The organism is Kitasatospora sp. NPDC059747, assembly GCF_042732955.1.
GTDB lineage: Bacteria > Actinomycetota > Actinomycetes > Streptomycetales > Streptomycetaceae > Kitasatospora.
The window spans coordinates 1-11,639 of record NZ_JBHWGV010000095.1 but is presented as its reverse complement, the minus strand read 5'-3'; the positions used below and the strand labels follow the sequence as shown (position 1 = coordinate 11,639).

Genomic DNA, 11,639 nt, shown 5'->3' with positions numbered 1-11,639 from the left:
CCCTCACCGTCCCCCGGAACGCGCGCGTCGGCCACGGGGGCCCGCCGGGCGCCGGCCCGACCACCCCCCACCCCCCGTTCAACCCCATCTACCCCACCGAGGGCTGCGGCGCCCCCCCCGGCGCCCCCCCCGTACCCCCCGGGGGGGCCGCAGTGCCGTCCGGCCCGGGTTTGAGAACACAACCCTGTGTGGCACGCTGGCGCCGTGACCCCTGACACCCCGGGCCCGCTCCCGTCGCTCCCCGCCGCCCTGCCCGGCCGGCCGTGCTCGATGGCGGCGGCGCTGCACGTCGTCGGCGAGAAGTGGGCCCTGCTGGTGGTCCGGGAGCTGTTCTACGGAAACCACCGCTTCGACCGGATCGCCCGCAACACGGGCGCGCCCCGGGACCGGCTCACCGCCCGGCTGCGGGCACTGGAGGAGGCGGGGATCGTCGAGCGGCGCGCCTACAGCGAGCGGCCGCCGCGCTACGAGTACCACCTCACCGAGGCCGGCCGGGACCTCGCCCCGCTCGCCCACGCCTTGCGCACGTGGGGCGACCGCTGGCTGCTGCCCGAGTCGCCGGTCACCTTCGACCACGAGCCGGAGGGGCATGAGCCGCACGCCTTCGACGCGGCCTGGGTCTGCCGCACCTGCGGCCGGGAGGCCCGGCGCGGCGAACTGCACGCGCGGGTGCACAGCCCGGGGTGGACCGTCGAGGGGCCGGCGGAGCTGTGACCGGGCCCGCGGCCGGTTAGGGTCGGGGCATGCACGGTCGTGACGCCCACAGTGAGGAACCGGTCCGGGTCACCGCCTGGGTCCGGGGGAAGGTCCAGCAGGTCGGCTTCCGCTGGTGGACCAGGGCGCGGGCGCTGGAGGTCGGCCTGACCGGCTACGCGAGCAACCTCGGCGACGGCCGGGTCCAGGTGGTGGCCGAGGGCCTCGCCGCCGACTGCGAGGAGCTGCTCGCCCTGCTCCGCGGCCCCGACACACCCGGCAGCGTGAGCGGCGTGACCGAGATCTGGACCGCCGTCGGCGTCGGCTACGAGGGCTTCGAGATCCGCTGAATTCCGCCGGGGCCGGGCCCCGCACGGCCCCCGGGGAAAAGATCCTCAACCGGCGGTGTCATACGGTTGCCATCCGGGCAGACTCGTGGTTGACTCCGCATCGAACGATGATCCACGAGCACCTGGTGGACCCGGCCCGGACCTCCTCGGCGTGACGACACCGCCAGGCAGGTGACAGGGGCGCGGTAGCGTGCGGTGATCGTGTTGACCCTTTCCGTCTTTGGTGAGACGCTGGAAGCCCGCGCACACGACCGCGTTTTCCCGGTCGGCGCATGCCCTCGTGAGCCCAGCTCACGATGGTTGCGCCGCAGTGCCAAGCCGGCACTTCCGGTGGCGCGCCGCGCGTGCGTCCCCCTTCCCCCTAGACCTGTACCGTTCCGGTTCGGTCACTCAGCGTGGAGGACCATTCATCATGGCAAAGGCGCTTCTCGGGTACGTCGGCGGCCCCGACCCGCGAATGCTCTCCGAGATGCGACGGCTTCAGCAGCGCGTCCAGGACCTTGAAGCCGAGCTCCTTCGGATGCAGGCTGAGAACGACGCTCTCACCGCTGTCGCTGACGAGCACTCGCTGCTCAACAGCATCGATCTGGATCAGCGGGAGCCGGCTCTCACCTGAGTCCCGCCCGGTCCTCGCAGATCGACGCCGCTGTGCACTGAGCCGCCCCGCAAGGGACGCAGCATGCAAGGGACGCCCGGTTGTGGCGTCCCTTCGTCGTGTCCGGGCGCCTTCGGCCGCCCGCCTGCCGGATACAGTCGCCGTCGGGGCCCGTGAACCCCGGCGAGCGATGAGGAGACCGGCCGCGTGCACCTGAAGAGTCTGACGCTGCGCGGGTTCAAGTCCTTCGCCTCCAGCACCACGCTGCGCTTCGAACCCGGCATCACCTGTGTCGTCGGCCCGAACGGCTCGGGCAAGTCCAACGTCGTCGACGCGCTCTCCTGGGTCATGGGCGAGCAGGGCGCCAAGTCGCTGCGCGGCGGCAAGATGGAGGACGTCATCTTCGCCGGGACCAGCGGGCGCGCCCCGCTCGGCCGGGCCGAGGTCAGCCTCACCATCGACAACACCGACGGCGCGCTGCCCATCGAGTACGCCGAGGTGACCATCACCCGGACGATGTTCCGCAACGGCGGCAGCGAGTACGCGCTCAACGGCCAGACCTGCCGGCTGCTCGACATCCAGGAACTGCTCTCCGACTCCGGCATCGGCCGCGAGATGCACGTCATCGTCGGCCAGGGGCAGCTGGACTCCGTCCTGCACGCCGACCCGATGGGCCGCCGGGCCTTCATCGAGGAGGCGGCCGGCGTGCTCAAGCACCGCAAGCGCAAGGAGAAGGCGCTGCGGAAGCTCGACGCGATGCAGGCCAACCTCAACCGCGTCCAGGACCTGGTGGCCGAACTGCGCCGCCAGCTCGGCCCGCTCGGCCGGCAGGCCAGGATCGCCCGCCGCGCCGCCGGCATCCAGGCCGACCTGCGCGACGCCCGGCTGCGGCTGCTCGCCGACGACCTGCTCGTCCTCCGCCAGGCCGTCGAGGCCGAGATCGCCGACGAACTCGCGCTGCGCCTGCGCCGCACCACCGTCGAGCAGGAACTGGCCCGCGCCGTCCAGCGCGAGCGCGTCCTGGAGGCGCAGGTCGAGCAGCTCGGCCCGAGCCTGGAGGCCGGCCGGCAGACCTGGTACCGGCTCTCCGCGCTCGCCGAGCGCACCCGCGGCACGATCGGACTGGCCGAGGCGAGGGCCCGGCACGCCGTCGCCGAGGGGCAGGGCGAGGAACGGCGCGGGCGGGACCCGGAAGAGCTCGAACGGGAGGCCGAGCGCGTCCGCGAGGAGGAGGCCGCCCTCGCCGAGGCGCTGGAGGAGGCCCGGTACGCACTGGCCGAGGCCGTCGAACGCAAGAACGAACTGGAACGCGACCTGGCCGCCGAGGAGCGCCGGCTGCGGGACGCCGCCCGCGCCATCGCCGACCGCCGCGAGGGGCTCGCCCGGCTCCAGGGGCAGGCGGCGGGCGCGCGCTCCAAGGCCGCGTCGGCCCAGGCCGAGATCGGCCGGCTCACCGAGGCCAGGGACGAGGCGCTGCTGCGCGCCGGAGCCGCGCAGCGCGAGTTCGAGCAGCTGCAGGAACAGGTCGACGGCCTCGCCGGGGACGACGAGCGCGCCGACACCGCCCACGACGAGGCCCGCGCACGGCTCGCCGCCGTCGAACGCGACCTCACCGCCGCCCGGGAGGCCGCCGGCGCCGCCGAACGCGAGCGCGCCGGGCTCACCGCGCGCCACGACGCGCTGGCGCTCGGACTGCGCCGCAAGGACGGCACGGGCGCGCTGCTCGCGGCGGGGGACCGGCTGACCGGACTGCTCGGCCCGGCCGCCGCACTGCTGCGCATCGCCCCCGGCCACGAGGTCGCCGTCGCCGCCGCACTCGGCGCAGCCGCCGACGCGGTGGCCGTCGACTCGCCGGACGCCGCCGTCGCCGCGCTGCGCCTGCTGCACGCCGACGACGCCGGACGGGCCGCGCTGCTCGTCGCCGGTGCGCCCGAACCCGACCAGGCCGTGACCGAGTTGCCCGCCGGTGCCCGCTGGGCGGCCGAACTGGTGGACGGACCGGCCGAGTTGACCGCCGCCGTGCGCACGCTGCTGGCCGGGACGGCCGTCGTCGGCACCCTCGACGACGCCCTGTCCCTGATCACCGCGCACCCCGCCCTGAGCGCCGTCACCGCCGACGGCGACCGGCTCGGCGCCGGCCTCGCCCACGGCGGCTCCGGCGGCGCGCCGAGCCTGCTGGAGACCCAGGCCGCCGTGGACGAGACGGCCCGCGCGATCGACGAACTCGCCCTCCGCTGCGCCGACGCGGCCGAACGGCTGGCCGGACTCACCGAACTGCGGAGCGGGTCGGCGGCCGAGGTGGAACGGCTGTCCGCCCAGCGGAGGCACGCGGAGAAGGAACGGGCCCAGGTGGCCGGAGCGCTCGGCCGCCTCGGCGGGCAGGCCCGCGCCGCCGCCGGCGAGGCCGAACGGCTGGCGGCCGCCGCCGCCCGGGCGGCGGAGGGCCTCGCCCAACTGCTCGCCACCGCCGGGGAACTGGCCGAACGCCTGGCCGCCGCCGAGGACTCGGCCGACGCGGGGGAGGACGAGCCCGACCCGGCCGAGCAGCAGCGGCTGGCCGGGGCCGCCTCGGCCGCCCGGCAGGCCGAGCTGGAGGCACGCCTCGCCGTGCGCACCCACGAGGAGCGGGTCCGCGCGCTGGCCGGCCGGGCCGACCAGCTGGACCGCGCCGCCCGCACCGAGCGCGAGGCGCGCGCCCGCGCCGCCGAGCGCCGTCGGCGCGCGCAGCACGACGCCGGGGTGGCGAACGCCGTCGCGGCGGGCGCCCGGCAGCTGCTCGCCTGCCTGGAGGTGTCGCTCGCGCGTGCGGACGCCGGGCGGGCGGCCGTCGAACGGGAGCGCGCGGAGCGCGAGGCGGAGCTCCGGGAGCACCGCGAACAGGGCCGCGGCCTCAAGGAGGAACTGGACAAGCTGGTCGACGCCGGCCACCGGGACGAGGTCCTGCGGGCCGAGAAGCGGCTGCGGATCGAGCAGCTGGAGGCCAAGGCACTGGAGGAGTTCGGCATCGACGGCGGCGAACTGCTCGCCTCGTACGGGCCCGACCAGCCCGTCCCGCCGGCCACGCCTGAGGAGGGGCAGGAGCCGGGCGAGCCGTACCCGTACGTCCGGGCCGAGCAGGAGAAGCGGCTGCGGGCGGCCGAGAAGGCCTACCAGCAGCTCGGCAAGGTCAACCCGCTCGCGCTGGAGGAGTTCGCCGCGCTGGAGGAACGCCACCAGTTCCTCGGCGAGCAGCTGGACGACCTCAAGCGGGGCCGGCGCGACCTGATGGACATCGTCCGGGACGTCGACGAGCGGGTCGAGCAGCTGTTCACCTCCGCCTACCACGACACCGCGGCCCAGTTCGAGGGCGTCTTCGCCCGGCTGTTCCCGGGCGGGGAGGGCCGGCTGGTGCTGACCGACCCCGACGACATGCTGACCACCGGCGTCGAGGTGGAGGCCCGCCCGCCGGGCAAGAAGGTCAAGCGGCTGTCCCTGCTCTCCGGCGGCGAGCGCTCGCTGACCGCCGTCGCGCTGCTGGTGGCCATCTTCAAAGCCAGGCCCAGCCCGTTCTACGTCATGGACGAGGTGGAGGCGGCGCTGGACGAGACCAACCTGCGCCGGCTGATCGGGATCATGGAGGAGCTGCGGGAGAGCTCCCAGCTGATCGTGATCACGCACCAGAAGCTGACGATGGAGTCCGCGGACGCGCTCTACGGCGTGACGATGAAGGGCGACGGGATCTCCCAGGTGATCAGCCAGCGGCTGCGGGTGGGGGAATTCTCCGGCAGCCAGGCCGGGGGAGAGGACCGGGAACGGCGCCGGGGCGTGGTGCGGGCCACATCCGCCTAGCCCGGGTGCGGTGCTTCTCGGGCCTCGTCACGGATACTGGGGGAGATATGGAATACGTGATCCTTGCCGTAGTCATCGCCGTGGTCGCCGTCGGCGCGATCGCGGGCCTCGTCGTTTCCGGCAGACGACGCCAGCAACTCCCGCCGAAGTCGCAGGCGCCGGTCATCACGGCGCCGCCGACCACCCCGCGCGAGCCCCAGGTCGGTGAGGAGGCCGCGCCGCCCACCGAGGAGCCGCGGCGCACCGTCGAGGAGGTTCCGCTCCCCGAGACCGCGGAGGCCCCGGAGGCCGTCGAGGTCGCCGAGGCCGAGGCGGCCCCCGCCGTCGAGGTCCCCGAGCCCACCGCCGGCCGGCTCGTCCGGCTGCGCTCCCGGCTCTCCCGTTCGCAGAACTCGCTCGGCAAGGGCCTGCTCTCGCTGCTCTCCCGCGAGCACCTCGACGAGGACACCTGGGAGGAGATCGAGGACACCCTGCTGACCGCCGACGTCGGCGTGGCCCCCACCCAGGAGCTGGTCGAGCGGCTGCGCACCCGGGTGAAGGTGCTCGGCACCCGCACCCCCGACGAGCTGCGCGCGCTGCTGCGCGAGGAGCTGGTCGAGCTGGTCGGCAAGGACGCCGACCGCACCGTGCGCTCCACCAAGCACGAGGAGGGCCCGGCCGTGGTCCTGGTCGTCGGCGTCAACGGCGTCGGCAAGACCACCACCACCGGCAAGCTGGCCCGCGTCCTGGTCGCCGACGGCCGCACGGTCGTGCTCGGCGCGGCCGACACCTTCCGCGCCGCCGCCGCCGACCAGCTGCAGACCTGGGGCGAGCGGGTCGGCGCCCGGACCGTGCGCGGTCCCGAGGGCGGCGACCCGGCCTCGGTCGCGTTCGACGCGGTCAAGGAGGGCATCGCCGAGGGCGTGGACACCGTCCTGGTGGACACCGCCGGCCGGCTGCACACCAAGACCGGCCTGATGGACGAGCTGGGCAAGGTCAAGCGGGTCGTCGAGAAGCACGGCCCGGTGGACGAGGTCCTGCTGGTGCTGGACGCCACCACCGGTCAGAACGGCCTGATCCAGGCCCGGGTGTTCGCCGAGGTGGTCGACATCACCGGCATCGTGCTGACCAAGCTGGACGGCACCGCCAAGGGCGGCATCGTCGTCGCGGTCCAGCGCGAGCTGGGGGTGCCGGTCAAGCTGATCGGCCTCGGCGAGGGCGCGGACGACCTGGCGCCGTTCGAGCCGGGCGCGTTCGTGGACGCGCTGATCGGGGACTGAGCCCCCCGGACACGGTGAAGGGTCCGCTCCCCGTTGGGGGCGGGCCCTTTGTGCTGGGCTCGGGTGATGCTGGGCCCGGGGTCGCGCCGAGCTCGGTGGTGCTGGGCTCAGGAGGCCATCCAGGCCGGCTCCGCGGTGCGCTCGCGGCCGCGGTGGCAGGCGTAGGCGAGGGTGCCGAGCAGCAGCCGGGCCTCGGGCGGGCAGCCCGCGTTGTCCCGGGTCGGGCGGCGCAGCCAGCGCACCGGGCCGAGGCCGGGCAGGACGGTGGGCGGGGCGGCGACGTAGCTGCCCTCGCCGTGGCAGGCCAGGTCGAGCGCGGCGTCGTCCCAGCCCATCCGGTACAGGAGGTCGGGCAGGCGGCGGGCGGTGCCGGGGGCGACCAGGAACTGCAGCCGGCCGGTGGGGGCGGTCAGCACCGGGCCGACCTGGGTGCCCATCCGCTCCAGCCGGACGAGCGCCTGGACGCCGGCCTGCTCGGGGACGTCCAGGACGTCGAACGCCCGGCCGGTGGGGAACAGGACGGAGCCCTCGGCGTCGGCGGTGTGCACGACGGCCTCGCAGCCGGGCACGGGGTGCAGGCCCGGGGCGGCGCAGCGGGCGGTGCCGCACTGGCAGGCGGCCGGGGCGTTGCCGGCGGCCCGGCCGGTGACGGCGACCGCCCAGCCCCAGCGACCGGTGTACTCCGCGGCGGCCTGGGACGCGGTGACCTTGGTGCGGCGGCGCGCGCCCAGCGGAGCCAGCCGCAGGTGCCCCAGTCGAAGTTCGCCGAACAGGTTGTCCATGCCTCCCCCAACAGGTTCTCGTTGCCGATGGTTACGGGATGGTGACTTTGCGTTGATTGTCCGTTGCGTGGTGCGTTGTGCGGGTGCGGCGCGCAGCGCGTGGCGTGCGCCTTTTGCGGTGGTGCGCCTCGGGCGCCGCCTTGTGGCGGCTGTGCCGATGCCGGATCGTCGTGTGCGCGAGGCGGCCGTCGAGCTGGGCGGACGGCAAACTCGCCGGTGGCCGTGGCGGTCCGTCGGGACCGCCGGGATTGCTCGGGGACTTGGCGGCCCGCATATGCCGACCGCCGCGACTACCTAGTGAAGCGTGTGCCCCCTTGCTTCGGTTCACTCCTGGGGGTGGCGAAAGGTGGCGTTTCGCCAGGGGCCGTCCCGCGGACCCTCGGCGGGGCATTACGTTCAGCACACGGGCGTCGTCGGGGAGTCAGCTCCGAGCCGCAGGGGCGCGGGAGTTGGGCGAACTGACGCCCCGTCCGGAGTCGTGGCACACCAGTGCGAGAGAGGGGTGCGGCGGCGCCGCGGCACGGCACGTCTGGCAACAGCCCGCAACCGTCGGGCGATGACGATCGGGGGCCCTCCGGGGCCGGGCGGGATGGGACGTTCCCCATGGCAGAGAAGCAACCCAACGAGAAGCTGACCACGTGGTTCGCCCGCAGCGGCTGGTCCAAGGGGGAGTTGGCCCGCCAGGTCAACCGCCGGGCCCGGCAGATCGGCGCCCACCACGTCTCCACCGACACCTCCCGCGTGCGGCGCTGGCTGGACGGCGAGCAGCCGCGCGAGCCGATCCCCAAGATCATGTCGGAGCTCTTCTCCGAGCGCTTCGGCTCGGTCGTCTCGATCGAGGACCTCGGCCTGCGCGCCGCGATCCCGGTCTCCACCGTCGGCGGCGGCGTGGACCTGCCGTGGAGCGCCCCGCAGACCGTCCAGCTGATCAGTGACTACTCCCGCAGCGACCTGATGCTCAACCGCCGGGGCTTCCTCGGCACCTCGCTGGCGCTGACCGCCGGCGCCGCCCTGATCGAGCCGATGCAGCGCTGGCTCGCCCCCGGTCCGAACGGCACCCCCACCCCGATCCTGACCGCGGCCAACGGCGGCGAGGCGTTCACCGGCCGGCTGTCCGAGCCCGAGCTCGAACTGCTGGAGCAGACCACGGTCATGTTCCGCCAGTGGGACGCGCAGAACGGCGGCGGGCTGCGCCGCAAGGCCGTCGTCGGCCAGCTGCACGAGGTCACCGACCTGCTCCAGGAGAGCTACCCCGAGCAGACCACCCGGCGGCTGTTCCGGCTCACCGCCGAACTCGCCCACCTGGCCGGGTGGATGTCCTACGACGTCGGCATGCACCCGAGCGCGCAGAAGTACTACGTGCTCGCGCTGCACGCCGCCAAGGAGGCCGGCGACCGCCCGTTCGGCGCGCTGATCCTCACCGACATGAGCCGCCAGATGATCCACCTCAACCGCGGCGAGGACGCCCTGGAGCTGATCCACCTCGCCCAGTACGGCAGCCGCGACACCGCCACCCCGCGCCAGCAGGCCCTGCTGTACGCGATGGAGGCGCGCGCCTACGCGACCATCGGCGAGGTGAACCGCTGCGCCCGGGCGGTGCGGCTGGCCGAGGACACCTTCACCGACATCCGCGAGGGGGACGAGGAGCCGGACTGGCTGAAGTTCTTCTCGCCCGCCGAGCTGAACGCCGAGAACGCGCACTCCTTCCGCGACCTCGCCTACCACTCCGACAACTCCGAGCTGTACGCGTCGATGTCCGCGCCGGTGATGGAGCGCGCGGTGGACCTGTTCCGCCAGGACGGCGACCACGTGCGCTCGTACGCCTTCAACCTGATCGGCATGGCCAGCGTGCACCTGCTGCAGAAGGAGGCCGAGCAGGCCGCGCTGATGGCCGAGCAGGCGGTGGACATCGCGACGAAGGTCCGCTCCGAGCGGCTGAACTCGCGGGTGCGCAAGACCACGGAGGCCGCGGCCGTCCGCTTCAAGGGCGTGGACGCGGTGAGCCGCCTGAAGGAAAGGGTCGTCCAGGACATCCCCGAGTACGTCTCGGTGGTCTGAGCCACGCCCCCGCCGGACTCCACCGACCGTGACGGCCGCCGCCGCCACGGTCGGTGGCGGTTGCGGCACCGGGCGTGGCGTGCGGCGGCACGGTAACCCATCCGGACCCCCGACGGGGCTGCGGTTCACGCAGGTGTAACCCGCGCGTCGCACGCGTCACGGCCGCGAAACAACCGGCCGCACTGGCCGAAACCCGCCTTCGGCACTCTCCTCTTCATCGCCGACACCCCGGGTGGCACGGGACAGGTACCCGGGTGGTGGATCGGCTTTCACGCAGAGGAGACGCCGATGCCGGACGGCTTCAGCGCGGGCGACACCGCCTTCGTGCTCATCAGTGCGGCCCTGGTCATGGTGATGACCCCGGGCCTGGCCTTCTTCTACGGGGGCATGGTCCGGGCCAAGAGCACACTCAACATGCTGGCGATGAGCTTCCTCTCGCTCGGCATCGTCACGGTGCTCTGGGTCCTCTACGGTTACTCGCTCAGCTTCGGGCCGGACGCCGGCTTCGGCCTGATCGGCAACCTCGACTTCCTCGGGATGCGCGGGATCGGCCTGAACGAGCTGTCGGGCACGATCCCGGTCACGGCCTTCTCCGTGTTCCAGCTGATGTTCGCGATCATCACCCCGGCGCTGATCAGCGGCGCCATCGCGGACCGCGCCAAGTTCGCCGCCTGGGGCCTGTTCGTCGCGCTCTGGGTGTCCGTCGTCTACTTCCCCGTCGCGCACTGGGTGTTCATGGTGGACGGCGGCAAGGGCGGCTGGCTCGGTGACCGCAACGGCGTCATCGACTTCGCCGGCGGCACGGCCGTGCACATCAACGCCGGCGTGGCCGGACTCGCGCTCTGCCTGGTGCTCGGCAAGCGGATCGGCTTCAAGAAGGACCCGATGCGCCCGCACAGCCTGCCGCTGGTGATGCTCGGTTCCGGCCTGCTGTGGTTCGGCTGGTTCGGCTTCAACGCGGGCTCGGCACTGGCCGCCAACGGCGTCGCGGCGATGGCCTTCGTCAACACCCAGGTGGCGACGGGCGCCGCGCTGGTCGGCTGGCTGGTCTTCGAGAAGCTCAAGCACGGCGCGTTCACCACCCTGGGCGCCGCCTCCGGCGCGGTGGCCGGCCTGGTCGCCATCACCCCGGCCTGCGGCTCGGTCAGCCCGCTTGGCGCGGTGGCGATCGGCCTGATCGCGGGCGCCGTCTGCGCCGCCGCCATCTCCCTCAAGTACCGCCTCGGCTTCGACGACTCGCTCGACGTGGTGGGCGTGCACGCGGTCGGCGGCGCGATCGGCTCGCTGCTGATCGGCCTGTTCGCCACCGGCGGGGTCGGCCAGACCGCCAAGGGCCTGTTCTACGGCGGCGGTCTCGACCAACTCGGCAAGCAGGCGCTCGGCGTGTCCGTGGTCGCGGCGTACTCCTTCGTCGTCTCCTGGCTGCTGGCCAAGGCGATCGACAAGACGGTCGGGTTCCGGGTCAGCGAGGAGGTGGAGGTGGCCGGCATCGACCAGGCCGAACACGCCGAGTCCGCCTACGATTTCAGCGCGGTGGGCGCCGGTCTGGCCCGGGCCCTCGCCCCGGCCGCGGCCTCCGCGGCGACCACGGCCCAGAAGCCCGACGTTCAGAAGCCCGCCGCCCCGACTGCCGAGAAGACCGAGGTCGACGCCCGATGAAGCTCATCACCGCCGTGATCAAGCCGCACCGCCTGGACGACGTGAAGGCCGCCCTGCAGGCCTTCGGGGTGCACGGGCTGACCGTCACCGAGGCCAGCGGCTACGGCCGCCAGCGCGGCCACACCGAGGTCTACCGCGGCGCCGAGTACACCGTGGACCTCGTGCCCAAGATCCGGATCGAGGTCCTGGTCGAGGACGACGACGCCGACCAGCTGATCGACGTCCTGGTGAAGGCGGCCAGGACCGGCAAGATCGGCGACGGCAAGGTGTGGAGCATCCCGGTCGACACGGCCGTCCGGGTCCGCACCGGCGAGCGCGGACCGGACGCGCTCTGACGACATGACGCACCGCGGGCGGGGGGCGCCCCCCACCCCCGCGCCCCGGCGCGCCGCCCGCCCCGCCGCTCACCCGCCCC

The 11,639-nt window shown here is 73.8% G+C and carries 9 protein-coding genes; 8 read left to right on the top strand and 1 reads right to left on the bottom strand.

What is annotated here, in order from left to right; translation table 11 throughout:
- The first annotated feature begins 204 nt into the window (after positions 1 to 204).
- The 5 genes from ACFV4G_RS32085 to ftsY all read left to right on the top strand — a co-directional run bounded on the left by ACFV4G_RS32085 (position 205) and on the right by ftsY (position 6,725).
- Entirely contained in the window at positions 205 to 714 is a 510-nt protein-coding gene (locus ACFV4G_RS32085; protein WP_380445657.1) for a winged helix-turn-helix transcriptional regulator, read from the top strand.
- A gap of 29 nt (positions 715 to 743) precedes the next feature.
- On the top strand, positions 744 to 1,043 hold the full coding sequence (locus ACFV4G_RS32080; protein ID WP_380445656.1) for an acylphosphatase: 300 nt from the start codon (positions 744 to 746) through the stop codon (positions 1,041 to 1,043).
- A 412-nt stretch (positions 1,044 to 1,455) separates the two neighbouring features.
- Positions 1,456 to 1,659, top strand: coding sequence for a hypothetical protein (locus ACFV4G_RS32075; RefSeq protein ID WP_045702518.1), 204 nt, complete (start codon positions 1,456 to 1,458; stop codon positions 1,657 to 1,659).
- A 186-nt stretch (positions 1,660 to 1,845) separates the two neighbouring features.
- Positions 1,846 to 5,466, top strand: a complete 3,621-nt coding sequence (smc, locus tag ACFV4G_RS32070) for a chromosome segregation protein SMC (RefSeq protein WP_380445655.1) — start codon at positions 1,846 to 1,848, stop codon at positions 5,464 to 5,466.
- Between the two features lie 47 nt (positions 5,467 to 5,513).
- Complete coding sequence (gene ftsY / locus ACFV4G_RS32065; RefSeq protein ID WP_380445654.1) at positions 5,514 to 6,725, top strand: signal recognition particle-docking protein FtsY; 1,212 nt, start codon at positions 5,514 to 5,516, stop codon at positions 6,723 to 6,725.
- 107 nt (positions 6,726 to 6,832) lie between these two features.
- On the opposite strand, the gene ACFV4G_RS32060 is transcribed toward ftsY, so the two are convergent.
- A complete protein-coding gene (locus tag ACFV4G_RS32060) occupies positions 6,833 to 7,507 on the bottom strand; it encodes a bifunctional DNA primase/polymerase (protein ID WP_380445653.1) in 675 nt (224 codons plus the stop codon).
- Between the two features lie 603 nt (positions 7,508 to 8,110).
- Between ACFV4G_RS32060 and ACFV4G_RS32055 the strand changes: the two genes are divergently transcribed.
- The 3 genes from ACFV4G_RS32055 (at position 8,111) to ACFV4G_RS32045 (ending at position 11,559) form a co-directional block, all read left to right on the top strand.
- Positions 8,111 to 9,565, top strand: a complete 1,455-nt coding sequence (locus ACFV4G_RS32055) for a hypothetical protein (protein WP_380445652.1) — start codon at positions 8,111 to 8,113, stop codon at positions 9,563 to 9,565.
- Positions 9,566 to 9,853: 288 nt separating this feature from the next.
- A complete protein-coding gene (locus ACFV4G_RS32050; RefSeq protein ID WP_380445651.1) occupies positions 9,854 to 11,224 on the top strand; it encodes an ammonium transporter in 1,371 nt (456 codons plus the stop codon).
- Positions 11,221 to 11,559, top strand: coding sequence for a P-II family nitrogen regulator (locus ACFV4G_RS32045; RefSeq protein WP_218207157.1), 339 nt, complete (start codon positions 11,221 to 11,223; stop codon positions 11,557 to 11,559). The genes ACFV4G_RS32050 and ACFV4G_RS32045 overlap by 4 nt, the downstream gene beginning before the upstream one ends.
- Positions 11,560 to 11,639: the final 80 nt, after the last annotated feature.